Origin of the sequence: Staphylococcus equorum, assembly GCF_029531845.1 — a bacterium.
GTDB classification, from domain to species: domain Bacteria; phylum Bacillota; class Bacilli; order Staphylococcales; family Staphylococcaceae; genus Staphylococcus; species Staphylococcus equorum_C.
Window position 1 is genome coordinate 1 of record NZ_JAMBPV010000010.1, and the last position, 18,945, is coordinate 18,945.

General features: G+C 33.7%; 17 protein-coding genes. 4 read left to right on the plus strand and 13 right to left on the minus strand.

Annotated elements, in window-relative coordinates:
* Positions 1-154: 154 nt before the first annotated feature.
* A complete protein-coding gene (locus M4L39_RS11250) occupies positions 155-1,756 on the minus strand; it encodes an L-lactate permease (RefSeq protein WP_277582111.1) in 1,602 nt (533 codons plus the stop codon).
* 240 nt (positions 1,757-1,996) lie between these two features.
* On the opposite strand from M4L39_RS11250, the gene M4L39_RS11255 reads away from it, so the two are divergent.
* Positions 1,997-3,688, plus strand: a complete 1,692-nt coding sequence (locus M4L39_RS11255; protein WP_277582112.1) for a CDP-glycerol glycerophosphotransferase family protein — start codon at positions 1,997-1,999, stop codon at positions 3,686-3,688.
* Positions 3,689-3,793: 105 nt separating this feature from the next.
* Here the strand turns inward: M4L39_RS11255 and M4L39_RS11260 are convergent, their stop codons facing one another.
* Together M4L39_RS11260 and M4L39_RS11265 are read right to left on the minus strand one after the other, a co-directional pair.
* Positions 3,794-4,636, minus strand: coding sequence for a hypothetical protein (locus tag M4L39_RS11260; RefSeq protein ID WP_277582113.1), 843 nt, complete (start codon positions 4,634-4,636; stop codon positions 3,794-3,796).
* A gap of 281 nt (positions 4,637-4,917) precedes the next feature.
* On the minus strand, positions 4,918-5,436 hold the full coding sequence (locus tag M4L39_RS11265; RefSeq protein ID WP_277582114.1) for a GNAT family N-acetyltransferase: 519 nt from the start codon (positions 5,434-5,436) through the stop codon (positions 4,918-4,920).
* Between the two features lie 268 nt (positions 5,437-5,704).
* Here M4L39_RS11265 and M4L39_RS11270 point away from each other — a divergent pair, with 268 nt between their 5' ends.
* Positions 5,705-6,694, plus strand: coding sequence for an acryloyl-CoA reductase (locus M4L39_RS11270; RefSeq protein ID WP_277582115.1), 990 nt, complete (start codon positions 5,705-5,707; stop codon positions 6,692-6,694).
* Positions 6,695-6,909: 215 nt separating this feature from the next.
* Positions 6,910-8,268: a sugar porter family MFS transporter gene (locus tag M4L39_RS11275; protein WP_277582116.1), complete on the plus strand. Its 1,359-nt coding sequence runs from the start codon at positions 6,910-6,912 to the stop codon at positions 8,266-8,268.
* A 347-nt stretch (positions 8,269-8,615) separates the two neighbouring features.
* Here M4L39_RS11275 and M4L39_RS11280 read toward each other — a convergent pair whose 3' ends face one another.
* The 9 genes from M4L39_RS11280 to M4L39_RS11320 form a co-directional block, all read right to left on the minus strand.
* Positions 8,616-9,017 carry a GNAT family N-acetyltransferase gene (locus tag M4L39_RS11280; protein WP_277582117.1) on the minus strand — a complete coding sequence of 134 codons (402 nt, stop codon included), beginning with the start codon at positions 9,015-9,017 and terminating at the stop codon, positions 8,616-8,618.
* Between the two features lie 67 nt (positions 9,018-9,084).
* Positions 9,085-10,116 (minus strand): NAD(P)/FAD-dependent oxidoreductase, encoded by a 1,032-nt coding sequence (locus M4L39_RS11285; protein WP_277582118.1) that lies wholly within the window; start codon positions 10,114-10,116, stop codon positions 9,085-9,087.
* A 258-nt stretch (positions 10,117-10,374) separates the two neighbouring features.
* Positions 10,375-10,794, minus strand: coding sequence for a DUF2871 domain-containing protein (locus M4L39_RS11290; RefSeq protein ID WP_277582119.1), 420 nt, complete (start codon positions 10,792-10,794; stop codon positions 10,375-10,377).
* A 145-nt stretch (positions 10,795-10,939) separates the two neighbouring features.
* Entirely contained in the window at positions 10,940-11,518 is a 579-nt protein-coding gene (locus M4L39_RS11295; RefSeq protein WP_277582120.1) for a YcnI family copper-binding membrane protein, read from the minus strand.
* Between the two features lie 15 nt (positions 11,519-11,533).
* Positions 11,534-12,784: a copper resistance CopC/CopD family protein gene (locus M4L39_RS11300; protein ID WP_277582121.1), complete on the minus strand. Its 1,251-nt coding sequence runs from the start codon at positions 12,782-12,784 to the stop codon at positions 11,534-11,536.
* A 309-nt stretch (positions 12,785-13,093) separates the two neighbouring features.
* On the minus strand, positions 13,094-13,540 hold the full coding sequence (gene rpiB / locus M4L39_RS11305; RefSeq protein ID WP_277582122.1) for a ribose 5-phosphate isomerase B: 447 nt from the start codon (positions 13,538-13,540) through the stop codon (positions 13,094-13,096).
* A 33-nt stretch (positions 13,541-13,573) separates the two neighbouring features.
* A complete protein-coding gene (dhaL, locus tag M4L39_RS11310; RefSeq protein ID WP_277582123.1) occupies positions 13,574-14,206 on the minus strand; it encodes a dihydroxyacetone kinase subunit DhaL in 633 nt (210 codons plus the stop codon).
* A gap of 12 nt (positions 14,207-14,218) precedes the next feature.
* Complete coding sequence (locus tag M4L39_RS11315; protein ID WP_277582124.1) at positions 14,219-15,217, minus strand: dihydroxyacetone kinase subunit DhaK; 999 nt, start codon at positions 15,215-15,217, stop codon at positions 14,219-14,221.
* Positions 15,218-15,263: 46 nt separating this feature from the next.
* Positions 15,264-16,346, minus strand: a complete 1,083-nt coding sequence (locus M4L39_RS11320; RefSeq protein ID WP_277582125.1) for an MDR/zinc-dependent alcohol dehydrogenase-like family protein — start codon at positions 16,344-16,346, stop codon at positions 15,264-15,266.
* A gap of 174 nt (positions 16,347-16,520) precedes the next feature.
* On the opposite strand from M4L39_RS11320, the gene M4L39_RS11325 reads away from it, so the two are divergent.
* Positions 16,521-17,285, plus strand: a complete 765-nt coding sequence (locus M4L39_RS11325) for a DeoR/GlpR family DNA-binding transcription regulator (protein WP_065338647.1) — start codon at positions 16,521-16,523, stop codon at positions 17,283-17,285.
* A gap of 98 nt (positions 17,286-17,383) precedes the next feature.
* Here the strand turns inward: M4L39_RS11325 and M4L39_RS11330 are convergent, their stop codons facing one another.
* A complete protein-coding gene (locus M4L39_RS11330; protein ID WP_277582126.1) occupies positions 17,384-18,868 on the minus strand; it encodes a Na+/H+ antiporter NhaC family protein in 1,485 nt (494 codons plus the stop codon).
* Between the last annotated feature and the right edge of the window lie 77 nt (positions 18,869-18,945).

The window sequence follows — 18,945 nt, forward strand, 5'->3', positions numbered from 1 at the left end:
ACATTTGGTTTATCTATATTTAAATAACGCCAGTGATTTGGGTCGATCCAGTACAAAATCATTAACCGAAAACATACACCAAAAAAGCTGTCAACAAAGTCATGAACTCTGCCGACAGCCAAATAATTTATAGTCGTTGTTTAATTATTTATTTCTAGATAAAGAAATTCAAGATAAATGTCCAAATACATATGAAGACGAGCATCGCAATACTATAGCGTAATGTCATTTTCAACAGTTCAGATTCTTTACCAACTTGTTGAACAGATGCAGTAGCAATTGCAATAGATTGTGGAGATATAAGTTTCGCTGCTACACCACCAACAGTATTGGCAGAAACGAGTAACGCACCACTTGCTCCTATATTATTTGCAACAGCTGCTTGAATCGGTGCAAATAACGTATTGTTATTTGTTACTGATCCAGTTAAGAAGACACCTATCCAACCTAATATTGGAGATAATAATGGGAATATAGCCCCTGTTTTTGCGATACCTTCACCAATCACATTACTTAATCCAGCATAAGTCATAAGTTTGGAAATCACTAAGATAAAGCAAATTGTGATAATTGGTAACCAAAGTTCTTTAAATGAATTTTTAAATAGTCGACCACCATCCGCAAAACCAACATGTTTAGACATTAGAATAGTAATAATTATTACTAAAAGAATGGCTGTGCCTGTTTGGCCAAAAATATTTAAAGGAAGACTAATTGCTTTATTTGCAATTTCGCTATAAGTGCCCGGCAATGTGATATTAAAGACAAACGCTTCTAATGCACCACCCGGCTCAAATAATGCTTTGAAATTCGGTGCACTCCATATCATTACAAATACCGTTAAAATAAAGAACGGGCTCCATGCATAAACAATTTCTTTTGCTTTATGTTGCTCAATTTCTTGTGGTTTTTCTTCTTTATTAATTCTAAAGATATGTTTTGGTTGGAATTTTTTAGAGAATAAAGCTAATGCTAACATTGCACCTAATGGTGGAATAATATCTGCTAATTCAGGCCCAATAAATAATGTGATTACAGCCTGTAATACTGTATAAGTAATACTCACAATTAAGATGGCTGGCAATGTTTCTTTAATGCCTTTGAAACCATCAACAATCCATATTAATAGGAACGGCACCGCCATATTCATAATGAATAAAGTTAGCGTAGACATTTGTGATACTGCCATACCTGTAATATCTTCTGGTAACCCTAAAGTATTAATTACAGTGATTGGTAAACCAATCGCACCAAACGCCCCTGCTGTAGCATTTGCGATTAAACATAACATCGCTGCTTGTAATGGAGCAAAACCAAGTTGTGTAAGTAAAAGTGCACATATTGCAATAGGCACGCCAAAACCTGCCGCACCTTCTAAGAATCCATTAAACGCAAACCCAATAAGTAACAATTGGATACGTTGATCTTGTGAGATACTAGAGATACTATCTTGGATAGTTTGGAACTGCCCTGTTGCAGTTGTGACTTTATATAATAATACTGCCATGATAACAATATAACCAATAGGTATGATACCTTGGAAAAATCCTTCGACAACTGCGCCAGAAGCAATACTTATTGGTAGCTTAAAACATAATATTACAATAATTAATGTAACGACTACAGTAGTAATTGCCGCATATATCCCTTTCATTCTGAATACAGTTAAGCATAACAAGAATAAAATAATAGGAATCGCTGCAATGATAGATGACACCAATACATTGTTAAAGGGGTTAAAAGTTTCTACAAACATTTGCTTCACTACTTCTTTCTATTTTAATTTAATTTGGGATAGATTATAATTGTGATTTTTTTCACAATGAAATTATAACATTTTCTGTATGAAATACAATATACTTTTTAAAACTTCTATTATTTTTTCTAGCTTAACACGAAGTTTTAAATTTTAAAACCTGCTCTACGAGGGATTCATTTATCTCAAGTGCACTCCGTGGTAAAATAGTAACAATAATGATTAAGTAGAGGGATATTAATGATAAAACAAATTGAATTAGATGAGTGGAAACATTTAGAAACTCAACTAAAAAAAGCAACACTAGAAGATTATACACATTTTGTTGTAATTAACAAGAGTATAAAAATACACAAAAATATGATTGGTGCAGTTGAATTAAAACCTTGTACGATCGTATCTGACTATACTGTTGACCAACAATATATAAATGATTGTCGCTATTTTGGTAAATTAGAGATTACATTTAATGACTGGATAGAAAACATTAATCACTATCCAAACATCATTTTCCATATAGAAACAACACAACGTATTATAGATGAATTTAATACACAAAATTTATTTGATTTAGCTTTAATATCACTATTGCAGGATGATGTTGCTACTGACAGCCATGTCACTTTTGATTTCAGTCAGTCATTCACTACAAGTAATAAGATATGGGAGGATATACACAAACTCACACCATTGAATACGACAAAGTTCAATTTAAATAAATTAGCATATGAACATAAACACGGACTCCCATTTAAGACGAATGAAACATTAGCACCTGAACAAATGCGATTTACTGATAAATGGTTAAATTCTACAGGTTTCAAAATGCCCCATTGGCTATTCAATATTGTACAACGTCAATCGGTTAAAAAGCATCGAGAGAAAAGCTACATATATGAAAAAGATTCGTCAAAAGTTAAAAATCATATTGTATTCTTAGGCTTTGATTATGGCTTTAGAGGTAATTCACGTTACTTGTTCAATCACTTTGCAAAACATTTTTCAAAATTACCAATATATTTTATAACCAATGATGTCAATGGGCCAAACTTCATCAAGCCAAATGATCCAAAAGCAAAAGAACTTATAGAAAGCGCATGTGTAGTAATATTAGAAAGTAGCATTCCAGACACTCTAAAACCCAATGGAACTATTATTCAACTTTGGCACGGTACACCTATAAAAAAACTGTTTTTAGATAGTAATGAACCGGCACAAAATCTAAATATTTACAATTACCGAGCACGTAAATATAACAAATGGTTGCAACAAGATTATTTTGTGTGTGATAGTGAATCCATTATTGAATATTTCAAATCTGCTTTCCCACAACAACAAACACATATTTTAAACTGTGGTTATCCTAGAATTAGATACTTATTAGATAAACAAACTGATCACCATTATATTTCTTTTATCAAACGAGAATTGAAGTTAGACCCTGAAAAAGAAACTTTACTCTATGCACCAACATGGAAATCTCAACAAGATGATTCAGATTTATTACCTATTAGTGATGGATTACTCAATAAATATAATGTTGTTTTCAAAGGACATATTGAAGATCAATCTTCTTATATTCCTGAAAATGCAATTCTTGCTCCGTCACATATTGAAGTTCAAGATTTATTATTAGTTTCAGACATTGTACTCACAGACTATTCTTCTATCATTTTTGATGCATTAACAATTAATAAAACTGTTTGTCAGTACACACCAAACCATGATAAATATATTGCTGAACGTGGTGTATACGATGAAGTTATGCATTCATTAGCTACTGTTAGGTATAGTGATGCTAAGGCATTGTTAAATGATTTAATTAGTCATCAAATGACAGAAATTCATTCCAACCCTTTTATCAATAAAGATAATCATGCTTTTGAAACCCTGTCTCATATTATTAAAAAATGTAATAAAACATATAATTAACTTAGAAATATCGTTAAACTTACACTAAAAAGGCTGGGAGATCTCATTACAGTAATGAGATCTCCCAGCCTTTTTTATTGTGTATATGATTACTACTGAAATTGATTATTGATAATAAGCTGGATCTACAACTCTTACAGTCCCTTGTTGATCTACTGTAGCAATTGAGTATGTTCCTGGTTCAGCTTGATTTTGGAAACTAAAGATATAACTATAATTACCTTCGCTACCTTCAATGGCAAAATCATTATAAGGGTTAGATTGACCATTGATTGAATTAACTTCTGCTGTTGCATTATCTAATGAGTTTTGGAAATTAGGTAAATTCTGTAATGCAGCCTGATTATCAACAGTTCCTGAAGAAATATTTTGAGAAACTGGAACTGCATTTTGTCCTTGATACGGCGGTACATATACTGATGTTCCTGAATTTGCTGTACCGTTATTTGTATTCGCATTATTTGATGCATTACTGTTAGAATTCGCATTACCATTTGCATTTGCGCTATCTGCAGAGCCATTAGCGTTGCTACCATTGTTAGCTGCATTGCTATTAGAATTTGCAGCACTAGAACTATTAGCACTATCGCCACTATTAGAACCGTTAGCACTATTACTATCACTTGAATTTGAACCATCGCTGTCTGAAGCATTTCCACTGTCACTTGATGAACTATTGCTATCTGAGTCGCTATTACTGTTGCTATCAGAACTATCATCATCGCTCGAATTACTGTCGTCAGATTTACTATCTGAATCTTTTTCTGAATCTTTGTCAGAGCTATCATTACTCTTCTTGTCATCATTCTTAGAATCTTTTGACTGATCTTCACTAGACTTTTTGTCGTCTGAACTATCGTCCTTTTTATTACTTTCATCATCGCCACCATTTGAACAAGCAGCTAAAGCTAAAGATAGTGTCAGAACTCCTGCTAATAATTTTTTCATATAGAAAAACCTCCTTATGTTTTAATGCTCATAACTTAATGGTTTAGCCATATGTATTAATTTGCCCAATAAGTTAGATGAGAATTAGTATGTTATTCACTATAAATTTAAAAATAAACATCTTTTGTCAAAATTCTTTCGAAAGAAAATATAAATGCAATGAAAACTAAACAATTTAAAAACTTTATTTCACATTATTATCAACTTAATAAGTTAACTTAATTTATGATATTTAAATTGCCACTTAATTATTAAGTTATTTTATTTAATGTTATTCATATCTATAAGTTTTTTTCCATAATTAAATCCGTATCTATAATCGAACCTGTATAAAATTGATGTTCTCCAGTCACTGTAAATCCGCGTTTTAGGTAAAATCGATAAGCTTGTGCATTATGCTCCCATACACCTAACCAAATCTTTGTTTTGTTGAGTTCTTTTGCTTTTGTTACTGCAAAATCAAAGACATCTTTACCTTTACCACTACCTTGCGCTTGAGGTAAAAAATAAATGCGTTGCAGTTCGAGATAATCATCACCCATAGCTTCTGTTTGAGCATCATGAACATTCAATTTAAAATAACCAATAATGTTATTATTTTCTTTATAAAAGTAAGTAAATGAATTTTTATTTAGTAACTCTTTTTCCAGTTGCGCCACAGCATATGCTTCATTAAAATAATGTTTAAAATCTTCATCAGAATATTCTCCTTCCTCAAACGTTGTTCTAAATGTTGTCATACACAAATCTCTCAACATATCCACTTCTGATTGTTTAACACGTTCAATACATTGGGTCATGATTCCACCTCTATTTCTATTAATATTTGTAATTTATTATACTAAAACGAGCATAATTTTACTATAAATTGATTAAAATCCCATCGCTTCCAAAGGGTATATTTACAACATTTCTATGCTTTCAACAAAAATAAAAGTTTTTAATTTAAAGCGCTTACTTTAAAAACCTTATGCCTAGGCTTATTGTGTAATTTGCAATTACGTGATAAAGTTGATTCTAGTTTTTTAATTGTGCATAAATATATACATAAGGGAGTGCCCTAAGGCAATGACTGAATCATTTAAAGCTTTTGTGGTCGATGAACAAGACGGCAAAGTAACAAATCAATTTAAAAATATAACTATAGATGACCTTCCAGCAGGTGAAGTGCTGATTAAGGTTAAGTACTCAGGTATCAATTATAAAGATGCATTAGCAACAGTTAAAAATTCAAAAGTTGTTAATTCTTATCCAATGGTTCCAGGCATTGATTTAGCTGGCGTAATAGAACATTCTGATACACATGCATTTGAACCTGGTGATGAAGTAATCGTTACTGGTTATGGTTTAGGCAGTGCTCATTTTGGTGGATTTAGTGAATATGCTCGTGTCAAAGAAGAATGGATCGTGCCATTACCTAAAGATTTAACACTTGAAGAAGCTATGATTTATGGAACAGCTGGTTATACAGCAGGATTAGCAATAGAGAAATTAGAGCGTAACGGCCTTTCAGTTGAAAAAGATGACGTACTTGTACGTGGTGCTACAGGTGGCGTTGGAACACTTGCTGTTATGATGTTAGATTCTATCGGCTTTGATGTTGTAGCGAGCACAGGTAAATCAGGTGTTGAGGAAAAGCTTAAATCACTCGGTGCAAAAGAAGTTATACCTCGTATTAACGAAACTGATAATAAACTCCTTGGCAAACGTACTTGGCAAGGAGCAATCGATCCTGTAGGTGGCGAAAGCTTATCTCAGATCATTAAACAAATAGATTACAATGGAAGTATCGCAGTAATCGGTATGACTGGTGGTCATACCTTTGACAGTTCAGTATTTCCTTTCATATTAAGAGGTACAAGTATTATAGGTATTGATTCAGTTTATACTGAAATGAGACAACGTAAACATATCTGGCGTCGATTAGCTAAAGACTTAAAACCAGATCAATTACACGAAATTAAACAAGTAATCAAGTTTAGTGATATAGAAGATAGTATTAAAAAAGTGCTTGACCATAACAATTCAGGCCGTATCGTAATCGATTTCGAAGCATAGTAAAATAATGATTTCTTATCCCCTACTTCAATTTATATTTTGAAGTAGGGTTTTTTTTACATTTTAAATATAAATCCATTTATATTTACATATAGAAAATGTTCCGTTTGATATAAACACATATGAATTAATAAAAATCTTATACTTTAATATTTACAACCAATATGTGAAAGCGTATACTTATATCTATCGAATTAAATCAGGAGGGTTTGGGAATGAAAATAAATAAGAAACTCATCTTTTTCCTTGGTGCCTTAGGTGGATTACTCTACGGTTATGACATGGGAGTCATTTCTGGTGCCTTATTATTCATAAAAGATGATATTCCTTTAAATAGTTTTACAGAAGGTTTAGTCGTTTCATCTATGCTCGTTGGGGCGATTGTTGGTTCGGGAGCAAGTGGCCCCATGTCCGACAGACTTGGACGTAGACGTGTTGTATTTATCATAGCAATCATTTATATTGTCGGAGCATTAATACTAGCATTAGCACCGTCAATGCAAATCTTAGTGCTCGGTCGTCTAGTTATTGGTTTAGCTGTTGGTGGTTCTACCGCAATTGTTCCAGTATACTTATCTGAAATGGCACCAACGGAACAACGTGGGTCATTAAGTTCATTAAACCAATTAATGATTACAATTGGTATCTTATCATCATATTTAATCAACTACGCTTTCACACCAATTGAAGGTTGGAGATGGATGTTAGGTCTTGCTATTGTACCTTCTATCATCTTGCTTATCGGTGTAGCATTTATGCCTGAAAGCCCAAGATGGCTACTTGAACATCGAAGCGAAAAAGCTGCTCGAGACGTTATGAAATTAACGTTTAAACATAGTGAAATAGATAAAGAAATTGCTGATATGAAAGAAATTAACAAGGTTTCTGACAGCACTTGGAATGTATTAAAATCAGCTTGGTTACGACCTACACTGTTAATCGGTTGTGTGTTTGCCTTGCTGCAGCAAATCATAGGTATTAACGCAATCATTTATTATGCACCTACTATTTTCAGTAAAGCTGGATTAGGAGATGCCACTTCTATTTTAGGTACAGTTGGTATCGGTGCAGTGAACGTGATAGTAACAATTGTTGCTATTAATATTATTGATAAAATTGACCGTAAACGCCTATTAATTATCGGTAATATCGGTATGGTTTCTTCATTATTAATTATGGCGATCTTAATATGGTCAATGGGAATTCAATCATCCGCTTGGATTATTGTTGCTTGTTTAACTCTATTCATTATATTCTTTGGTTTCACTTGGGGACCAGTGCTGTGGGTTATGTTACCAGAATTATTCCCAATGCGTGCACGTGGTGCAGCAACAGGTATGGCAGCATTAGTATTGTCAATTGGTAGTTTATTAGTTGCTCAATTCTTCCCACTCTTGACTGAGGTATTACCAGTGGAACAAGTGTTCTTAATATTCGCAGCTGTTGGTATTGTAGCTTTAATCTTTGTTATTAAATACTTACCAGAAACTCGTGGACGTAGCTTAGAAGAAATTGAAGCTGAATTACGTTCTAGAACCAATGCAGACGAAGCAAATATTAGTGAAACTAAATAATTTCATTATATAAAAATCAGTTTTACCTCAAAGAGGGTATGCAGTTATATGACTGCATACCCTCTTTTTTTGTGTACATTAAACATTTAGTTTGTCTTTTATAGGTATTTTACTTCAGGCAATTTTTGTTTATTAATTTAATCATCTGATTTTATTTGGAAATGAAAAATTTTTGTGTGCATTTGCCTCTATACAACTTCAAACAATGAATAATGATAAATCATTGATTATTTTAAAAATATCAGTGATTTGGGTCGCCTCCTGCGGGGGAAAGCACTAGCCGAAGATTACAGACTGATGCGTACCCGTGAAAAGCGTGCACAAAAAACTGCCAACTTTATTATATTTTAATATTTTCTATACATACCTGCCGAATGGGGTTCTGTCATTATAAAACCATATTGCGCGTATAACTTATCTGCTGGATAATCAGCAATTAAACTGACATAGGTACCTTGTTCAGCTTCAGCAGAAATGTACGCCATAATATTAGTCATAATCACCTTGCCATAACCTTGACCTTGATAATTTGGATCTACAGCTATATCAATAATTTGAAACGCTGTGCCACCATCACCAATCACTCTTCCCATACCAATAAGCAATTGGTTATCATAAATTGTTACATCAAAACAAGCATTAGCTAAACCTTTTTCTGCTGCTTTTTGAGACTTCTCACTCAACCCTGCTATTTTACGTAAATTTCGATACTCTGAAACTGCTGGTGCTTCATATTTTATTTCTATCATTTACGAACAACTCCTAAAAAAGACTATGCAACATTTATCATATCACACAGTCTCTTAGCTTACTTTTTTATAAATATTTTTTCATAACCACTTTATTGGACTCTTTAAATACATCATTATGACTAGACACATAACCTTCAGGCGTAGCCTTAGGTTCTACATATAATTTAGCTAAGTTTGCGGCATTAGCAGCATCACTAAATGCGCTTGCAATCAAATGTGCCTTTGCTTCATGATAAATAATATCACCACATGCGTATACCCCTTCAATACTTGTAGATGTATTGCCAAAACCTTTAATACTATATTCGTTAAACATATCCACTTGAGTTGAAGATTCTTCTAATAATGTGTTTTGGTGATCAAATCCATGACTTATAATGACTTCATCAAATGTTTTTGCGATTTGTTCTTTCGTTTCTATATTTTCTAAAATGACCTGCTCAATTTTAGTTTGCGTAGAATCACCAATAAGTTGATTTATATGTGTGTTAGGTAACTTTTCAACTTCTAATTTATCCAACATATCTTTCATTGCTTCATAGCCTTTAATATCTGCTTTACGATAAATAAGTGTGACACTTTTAGCATAACCACTTAAATCATTTGCCCAATCCAAAGCAGAATTCCCAGCGCCTGAAATCAACACATTTTTATTTTTAAATTTTTTCAATGATTGTACTACATAGTGCAAATTCGTTAGTTTATAGCGCTCTGCATCTTTGATATCTAATTGCTTAGGGTTAATAATACCACCACCGATTGCAATGATGACAGCTTTTGCTTCGTACACATTATGCTTATCCGTTTCAATTTCAAAATGCTGTTCCGCTATTTTTCTAATGTCTATGACACATTCTTCCAAATTCACTTCAGGATTAAAATGTAAACCTTGTTCAACAGTATCTTTAATCACTTCAGAACAAGGTTTAGGCGCTAAGCCGCCAATGTCCCATATAATTTTTTCAGGATAAATATGCATTTTCCCACCAAGTTTATCTTGTATATCAATAATTCTAACACTCATACCTCGTAAACCCGCATAGAAACTCGCATACAATCCTGCTGGTCCGCCACCAATAATTATAACGTCATTCATAATGAATCCTCCCAAAATCTATCTTTTCTCTTGATCCTATTATGCTTGAAATGATAACGATTATCAATGGAAACGCTGTTATTTTTAATCCATTTAACATTTATTTGGAAACTTAAAGTTGATATAACTATATGGTTTTTCGTCTTAACCAATATTTTATTAACAAGCATGTTATCAAGTAAATAAAAAACCTAACTATTCAACTGTTGATAGTTAGGTTTTTTAAACTTATGATTGTACTTAATGAAGCATTGAACTTTACATTTCATCTTTAGGATCTTTGATAATTGCATTTTTTAACAAGAAGAATAATAAAATAAACCCTGCTGTTAATATTGTATGTCCGATACCAGCAAATCCTGCAAATGATTCTGGTACTGTTTTACCTATGACTTGATATGTCCCTTTAGTAAACATCATCCCTATAGTTGTTAATACACCAAGGTTAAATATAATGTAGAACCAATTAAATAGATAATAACTACTTAAATTAAAGACTTTTGTTACAGGTAATAAAATAAGGTGCATAAACATACCTAATATCAGTGTATGTGTGTGTACAACTACAAGTTGTGTTTCACCGGTAAAATCATACGCTAATGTTAATTCACGATAATAAAACCCACTTAGTAAACCTAAGATTGTATAGACTAAAAAAGCATACAAAATTCTGCGCATCGAGACTCCTCCTTATAGCTATTATAGGATAATTTTTTGAAAATTACAGTGACAATTCTACAAACTTACTCATTAAAAAGACAAGTCAGTTTTTTAAGATGACTCGTCTTTTTACTTATTTTACTAATTAACTTTACACACCATTTTATTTAGCTGTCTTTTTAAAGATTGCTACTAACGATAAAATGATTGCGACAATAGATACAATCCATAATGCTATTGGTCCATTACTAGATTGACTACTTCCAGCAGTATCTGCGCTGCCTTTAGCTACTTTAGTAATAGGCGCAGGTTTTTCTGCATCTTTATCGCCTGTCCATCTAACAGTATCACCATCATCGTACGTTTGATAAGCATCCCATTTAAATTCTCCCTCTTTTTCAGGGTTAGCAACTTGGATTGCTAAATCGATGAATTCATTTGGACCAATCCCCTTATCTTTTGCTGTCCAAGTGATCTTAGTAATATTACCGTCATCATCTTTAGTTAATTTATGCTCAAATTGATCATTAGGCTCTACGCCAACTACAGTAAGCGCTTTGGGTACTTTTAATTCGATTTTAGTCGTATTTGCATCTTTTTCTACTGGGATTCTAACGTCATACTTTTCATAAGAGCCCGGTTCACTTGTATCTGGATTTAATGTCACGTGCGCCTCTGCACTTTTAGAAAAACTCACTGCAACGATACACACCACTATTGCTGTCAAAATTTGTTTTAACATATTTTTAATCTCCCTTTATCCTGGAATATTGATTTGACTCATAATGACACCAACTAATATCAATATAAGACCCACACTTAATTCACCATACAATGTTGCTTTATTTGCACGCTGTTGCTTTCCTAACGCACGAGTTGTTTGATAAAATCCTAACCCCATCATTATGAGTGTCAATAGCACTTTAACGATGAGTAATGCACTCCATGTTTGTATATTAGTCCAAATAGCTAATATATTTGTTTGGTCTATAGCCATCAATACACCAGAAATAATTATGAGCGTTACCGCTGTCGTATTTATTTTCAATAAAAAAGATCTGATGGGCTGACTATTTTGTCGTGTATTGGCATATACAACACATAGTAAATAAGCCAATGCCCCTAACCAAAGTGACATGCCGCCTATATGTACTGTTCTAATTAGAATCGACCAAATTTGCACGCTTTGAGACCATGCGTGTCCAGACATACTTAATGCAACCAACATTGCAATTGATATTAACACATACCAACTCTGTGCCATGTGCTTCAATGTAAATAGCCCTAATAATACTATAATTGCCACCATCGTTAAGACAAATGGCACTTGCGTTAGTGCTGCTGTTTGCAATGATAATACATCAGAAACGACATCTGAAGAAAGTGTCATCATATAAACTAAAGCAGTCATTACTGAAAGCATCACAAGTATCCATATGATGGGTTTAAAATATCGATCAGAATTAAACGTTAATAATCCTTTTCTACTTGCTAATTGATTTACTAGAAATAGGCCAGATAATATAATAATCAGCCCCTCAGTAATAAAGCGTAATGCACCAAACCAAAAATCTGCTTTTTCATAAAATGGTGGCGTGGTGTCAATTCCATTTGCAGTTTCTTTACCAATTGAAAATTCAAACGTGTCGCTTATCTCGTGTCCATCTGCCGACATTGTTTGCCATTTTATATTATGCGTCCCTTTTTCTAACTCATCCACAGGAAATGTTAATGTCTGAGAAGACCCCGTTGTACTCGGTTTCACTTCAGCAATTTCACTTCCAGTATCATCAAAAATTTGCACGCTCGAATATTGTGCGTGTACTGGTTCATTAAATTGTAATTCAATTTCACCTGGTTGTTCATCTACGACGCTATTTGCATTTGGCGTTGCTTTTTCAAGTGTGGCATGCGCTGACACTTGTTGTGTTAATGCCATAAACACTATAATTATAGTGATGAAAAATATAGACATCGCCGTTTTAGGAAATCTTATAGATAGTTGCACGGCAAATCCCCCTAATTAAGTCTTATACTTCTCATCATATTAAATTCAAAGTGTATTCACAATATTAATCATTAATTGTCATTTTTCAGACATATCATTTACAATAATTATTTTAATTCATGTTATATACTTGCAATCAATTTATTACATATTGTTTATTTGTACAATACTATATTTTAAAGTATAAGACTTTCATTTTCACAAAATAAATATCACTCATGTACTCTCTAAACAATAAAATACTCATCCCTAAATTTTTGTGATTAGGAATGAGCACTTTTAATATATGAATTGATTTTAAGTTATATTTTAGTTACTTTCATTATTCTCTACTTGGTCTATTTTATCCACTTTACGCTGTGAACCACCTTCCCATGCTACGTTGAGATAAGCTTCAACGTTCTTTTTAGCGACTTCTATGCCAATGATTTGTGCACCCATTGTTAAAATTTGTGCGTTATTACTTAATTGTGCACGCTCTGCAGAGTAATAATCATGTGCAACTGCTGCACGAATACCTTTGAGTTTATTAGCGGTGATTGCTACGCCAATACCTGTACCACAAATTAAGATGCCTCTTTCGTTTTGTCCTTGTTGAATGCTTTTACCTACTTCAGCAGCTACATCAGGGTAGTCAGTTTCTGCACATTGATGACAACCAAAATCCTCTACCTCATGACCTAATTGTTCAACGTGAGCTTTAACCGCTTCTTTTAATTCATAACCATTATGGTCTGCACCAATTGCTATTTTCATTCTAATTCCTCCTTATAGATTTAGCTACAGTAATTAAATAAATGATTTAAAAGTTTCTAACATGAGATATGAAGATGTCGCGCCTGGGTCAACATGTCCTTGAGCACGATAACCGAGTCTTTTAGAACGTCCTTTATTCGAAATAATATCTTTCGTACTATCCATTCCTGCCTTCGCTTTAACCAGCGCTTTATTAAAAGCATCACCAAAAGTTTCACCATTATTTAGTGAGATTTCTAAAGATTTGTAAAATGGCTCAAGCGTATCTATCATTGTCTTATCTCCTATTTCAGCTTTACCTCTATCTTTAATACCTTTGCTAAATGCAATCCAAAATTGATATAATGCTGCATCATCTAGTTCAGTTTTATTTTTTATCGCAACGGCCGATTTAAGGTAGCCAGAAGCATAAAGTGGACCGACTGAAGAACCAACTGCATCTAAAAAACTTTTACCTACTGCAACACTAATCTTTGCGATATCGTCTTGTGTTTGTAATTCATTATTTATCGTTTTTTGTACCGCTTGATAACCGATGTTCATCGTCACACCATGGTCACCGTCACCGATTTTTCTATCCAATTCACAGAGTATATCTTGTTGTTCTTCAAATAAGGTTGTTAATGCTAAGATATATGATTTAAATGATTGACTCGTCAACGCCATAACTACTTCCTCCTACACTTCTTTAAAGTTTGGGCAATCTACAGGATGATCTATACATGATTTCAAAGTGTCATCTAATTTCATTAAAGTCACCGAAAAGCCGCCCATTTCCATTGAAGTTATAAAATTACCTACATAAGATTTATATGTTATAATATTTTGTTCTTTTAAAATTTCATCTACTTCTTTATTTATGATGTACAGTTCCATCTGAGAGGTTGCACCCAAACCATTAACTAATACAACCACTTCATCGTCAGCGTTGTATAATCCTTCTTTTAAAATATTTTGCATAATCACATGGACTGTTTCTTTTGCTGTGCGGATTGTTGTTTTTTCAATACCAGGCTCACCATGATGGCCTAAACCAATTTCCATCTCATTCGCTTCTAAATCAAAACTTGGTTTTCCAGTTTGAGGTAAATAGCACGGACTTAAACCAATGCCCATTGAACGTGTATTATCATTAGCTAACTGGGCAATACGTCTTACCTCTTCTAAGTTATAACCAAAGTCAGCTACTGCGCCTGCTACCTTATACACTAGCAACTCTCCCGCTATCCCTCTACGATCATTAATGTCTTTTGAAGACGCAACATCATCAGTACCAATAACCACTGCTGTTTCAATGTCGTCTTCAATTTCAGTCATTTCACTAGCCATTTCAAAGTTCATCAAATCGCCCGCGTAATTACCATAGATGTATAGCACACCGTGGCCTTCACTGATTTCTTTAGTTACAGCTTGTATTGGAATAGGAGAAGGCGATGCAAATATATTACCGACAGCAACACCATCAGCCATACCTTTCCCTACATAACCCAGAAAAGCTGGTTCATGTCCTGAGCCACCACCTATTAATACGCTTACTTTTCGATTAGTATCACGTTTCTTTCCAATTAACGCCCTTTGATGAAGTTTTGAACGTCTAATATAGTCAGGATAGGCAATCACATAACCTGTCATTAACTCTTCAATGACATTATCGGGGTTATTAATCATCTTTTTCATTTCAATTCTCTCCTTTTACGATGTTCTGTATTTGATGCTTAGCTATTTAAGGTACCAGAACAATTTTTAATGATTGATCACCTTTTTTCATTAGTTCAAAACCTTCTTCAAAATCTTTAAGTGCTAATTGATGTGTCACAACACCATCTGTTGGGAAGTCTCCTTTTGCAATACCATCGATAACAAGTGGATAGCAATAAGGTCCTAAATGACTACCCATTAGGTCTAATTCTTTACGATCTGATATGATACTCCAATCCACTGTAACAGGATCAGCAAATACGGAGAATTCTACAAAACGACCTAATTTTCTAATGGCACTCAACCCTTGCTCTACGGATTTAGGATGACCTGTTGCTTCGATGTAAGTATCACAACCATACCCTTCAGTTAGCGCTTTTATTTCTTTGACGACATCTACTTTAGATGGATTCATAACAATATCAGCGCCGAATTTTTTAGCTAACTCTAATCGATCGTCTTTCATATCTAGCACTACTAACGTTTCAGCACCTGATTTTTTAGCAGCACCAACCATGCCTAAACCTAAAGTGCCTGCACCCGATAACACAACAAAATCGCCGAGTTTAACATTCGCACGTTGTACAGCGTGTAAGCTACATGCATAAGGTTCTATTAAAATCGCTTTTTCAATCGGCATATCTTCTGGTACTTTATAGTTAATCGCTTCTTTCGTAAATTTCATATATTCTGCCATACCACCGTTTACATTATTTTGGAAACCATATAAATCATGTTTTTCACACATCCAATACTGTCCGTGGTTACAGAATCTACAATCCCAACAAGGTACAATTTGTTCAGAAATTACACGATCACCAATTTCAAAATCTGTAACTTCATCACCTTTTTCTACAACGCGTGCAATAAATTCATGGCCAGGTATCATCGGTGCCTTAATATAAGATGGCTGTGTTTCATCACCCCAAAAACTAGGTGCCCCATCATATGCTTTGATATCGCCTGCGCAAATTCCACAAGCTTCTACTTTAACGACAATTTCCTTAGCATTATCAATTGTTGGTGTATCTACAGTTTCATATTTATATTCACCAGGTGCATAAGCTACAACAGCATTCATTTTTTCTGGATAATTTTTCTTTGTCATTATTAACAACTCCTCCACTTTTTAGAAAGCGTTTTCATTCACAACTACAATTCTAATATATATTTTCGTTTCTTTCAAATATTTTTTCATTTATTTTCGTTTTGACCTGTTTTTATTTGCTTGTGTACGATTTATGTTAAAATAGTTTATGATACGAAGGAGGATATGATTCATATGAAAATGTACGCGGATGAACGAAGAGAGCATATATATACTTATATAAAATCACATAAACGTGCGACTGTTAAACAGCTTTCAGATTATTTAAGTGTGACAGAAGCAACCGTTAGGAGTGATCTTAGACGTTTAGAAAGTGAAAACAAAGTAACTCGAACACATGGTGGTGCAAAAGTAACTGAAAATATGACGTCTAAATTAAACTTTTCTTATCGCCTGACACAAAAACATAGTGAAAAATATAAGATTAGTAAATATGCATTAAAAAAGATTGAACCTCAACAGTGCATTATGATTGATGCAAGCTCTACAACATATGAATTAGCAAAATTATTAGCAGAAACTACAATGGAACTTACAATTATTACCAATGGTTTAGAAAATGCGGTACTTTTAAAAGAGAACCCTCATTTAACTGTTCTAGTAGTTGGAGGATTTGTTTCGCAGGACTCAAATGCTATTACTGGTAATATAGATTCACAAATATTAGAAATGTATCATATTGATTATTTCTTTTTATCCGCAAATGGCTTTACACTTGATAATGGATTAACAGACTTCTCACTACCTGAAGTTCAATTAAAAAAACAAATGGTGCGAGAAAGTGAAAATGTAATTGCACTTATTGATAAAAGTAAATTCGATATTTCTTCTACACTTTCCTTTGCAAAAATCAGTGATATCACCGAAGTCATAACGGATGAACCACCAACTCAAAAATGGACACATGACGTCCCTTTCACGCTCACAATTGCACAATAAATAAAAAAAGGAACAATGATAAAAACTGTTATTTTAAAAGTTAAATATGACTTCTAAAATATTACATTACATCATTGTTCCTTATATTTTTGTTATTTTTAAACGCCGCCGCTCCAACCTACAGCAGTGAAAATGTAAAGTATAACCGAGCCAGCAACAATCCAAATTAGAAATAGTGGTGCCATAAATTTAAACCACGAACCAAAGTTTGCTTTGGCGATCGCGATAGCACCTACTGTTGCGCCTAAAGTTGGTGTAATTAAGTTACCTAACCCTCCACCAAACGATAAAGAGGTTAACAACATTTGATCATTAACGCCTAATGCATTAGTTACAGGTTGTAAAATAGGAATCATCACACTCATTAACCCTGAACCAGATGGTACGAGGAAATTAAATATACCTGCGACAATAAAGACAATAACAGCTACCATGCCAGACGATGACCCATCAAGTTGTGTAGTAAGACCGTTTACAATTGTGCTTAATATCTTACCTTTTTCTAAAATTACACTAATTGTATTTGCCATGATAATCGCAAATGCTACGACCAACATCGGTTTAGCACCTTCCAAAAATCCATCAACCATTGCAGTTGTCCCTTTTTGTTTTATGAAATAGGCTAAAACAAAACTAATGCCAAAAACTGTAATAAATACACCATTGCCGTATTTTTCTGTCCAGTTTAACATACCATTACCTAAGGCTAATATAATCGGCGTCACAATGACTAAAGCAGCTACGATGATATCTCTCCAATTTACTTGTCTATCTTCAATTGCCATATCATCATTACTTTTTTCCTTGTGATTAAATAGCCACGTTTGTGTCGGCATCATACTCTTATTTGGATCTTTAATCACTCTTCTCGCATACCAAATTACATATAACAGTGTGATAATCAAAAACACTGCATACATTATGGCTCTCCCGCCATATCCTGAATAAAGCGCTACTTCAGGATAAACAATTTGACCAATTTTAGCCATACCTGATGGAGAAATTGAAAAAGCCATATACAAAGGTAAAAATGTAATGGCTAGAGCCATAATAGGGTCTAATTTCAAACGGTTTACGAGTATGACACCAAGCGTTACGAACACGATCATTTGATCTCCACCAACGAAGAAGCCGATAAATGCCATTAAAGAAAATAAGCCGATAATTAATGGTAATGCACCTGCATGTTCGAAACGAAAAATCATATAATTCGTTAATTTTGTCACAGAGTCTAATTGTAATATACCGCCCATTGCGCCGCCTATAAATAATAATAAGGTAATCGTTTGGGCAGATTGTATTCCCCCATTAAGTATGAGTGTAATGGCATAAAATGGGTTCACTGGATTTTGTGAAATCGCATGATAAGTCCCCTGGATCATTGATCCGTCTTTACTCGTATCAAATTGCCCAGCAGGAATAACATACGTCAGTAAACAAGCAAACATCATCATAATGAGCATCATTAATAGCACATGAGGTAATTGGAATTTTCTTTTCACTTTTGTTTCAGTTTGCTCTTCGGCGGTGTTGACGTTACTATGATTTACATGTTGATATGATGTTGTACTTGATTCTGACATGAATTTCACTCCTTATATTTAAAAACAGACGCAACGTGTTTAAATCAGATGCGTCTATCAACTTTATAGTTTAATGA

What these genes read in the sequence shown, in the direction of transcription:
- M4L39_RS11285 (WP_277582118.1), bottom strand. Translation starts at nt 10,116, where the DNA reads ATGAATGACGTTATAATTATTGGTGGCGGACCAGCAGGATTGTATGCG.
- M4L39_RS11315 (WP_277582124.1), bottom strand. Translation starts at nt 15,217, where the DNA reads ATGAAAAAGATGATTAATAACCCCGATAATGTCATTGAAGAGTTAATG.
- dhaL (WP_277582123.1), bottom strand. Translation starts at nt 14,206, where the DNA reads ATGGCGTTGACGAGTCAATCATTTAAATCATATATCTTAGCATTAACA.
- M4L39_RS11295 (WP_277582120.1), bottom strand. Translation starts at nt 11,518, where the DNA reads ATGTTAAAACAAATTTTGACAGCAATAGTGGTGTGTATCGTTGCAGTG.
- M4L39_RS11280 (WP_277582117.1), bottom strand. Translation starts at nt 9,017, where the DNA reads ATGATAGAAATAAAATATGAAGCACCAGCAGTTTCAGAGTATCGAAAT.
- M4L39_RS11270 (WP_277582115.1), top strand. Translation starts at nt 5,705, where the DNA reads ATGACTGAATCATTTAAAGCTTTTGTGGTCGATGAACAAGACGGCAAA.
- M4L39_RS11320 (WP_277582125.1), bottom strand. Translation starts at nt 16,346, where the DNA reads ATGACAAAGAAAAATTATCCAGAAAAAATGAATGCTGTTGTAGCTTAT.
- M4L39_RS11260 (WP_277582113.1), bottom strand. Translation starts at nt 4,636, where the DNA reads ATGAAAAAATTATTAGCAGGAGTTCTGACACTATCTTTAGCTTTAGCT.
- M4L39_RS11250 (WP_277582111.1), bottom strand. Translation starts at nt 1,756, where the DNA reads ATGTTTGTAGAAACTTTTAACCCCTTTAACAATGTATTGGTGTCATCT.
- M4L39_RS11275 (WP_277582116.1), top strand. Translation starts at nt 6,910, where the DNA reads ATGAAAATAAATAAGAAACTCATCTTTTTCCTTGGTGCCTTAGGTGGA.
- M4L39_RS11255 (WP_277582112.1), top strand. Translation starts at nt 1,997, where the DNA reads ATGATAAAACAAATTGAATTAGATGAGTGGAAACATTTAGAAACTCAA.
- M4L39_RS11330 (WP_277582126.1), bottom strand. Translation starts at nt 18,868, where the DNA reads ATGTCAGAATCAAGTACAACATCATATCAACATGTAAATCATAGTAAC.
- M4L39_RS11325 (WP_065338647.1), top strand. Translation starts at nt 16,521, where the DNA reads ATGAAAATGTACGCGGATGAACGAAGAGAGCATATATATACTTATATA.
- M4L39_RS11290 (WP_277582119.1), bottom strand. Translation starts at nt 10,794, where the DNA reads ATGCGCAGAATTTTGTATGCTTTTTTAGTCTATACAATCTTAGGTTTA.
- M4L39_RS11265 (WP_277582114.1), bottom strand. Translation starts at nt 5,436, where the DNA reads ATGACCCAATGTATTGAACGTGTTAAACAATCAGAAGTGGATATGTTG.
- rpiB (WP_277582122.1), bottom strand. Translation starts at nt 13,540, where the DNA reads ATGAAAATAGCAATTGGTGCAGACCATAATGGTTATGAATTAAAAGAA.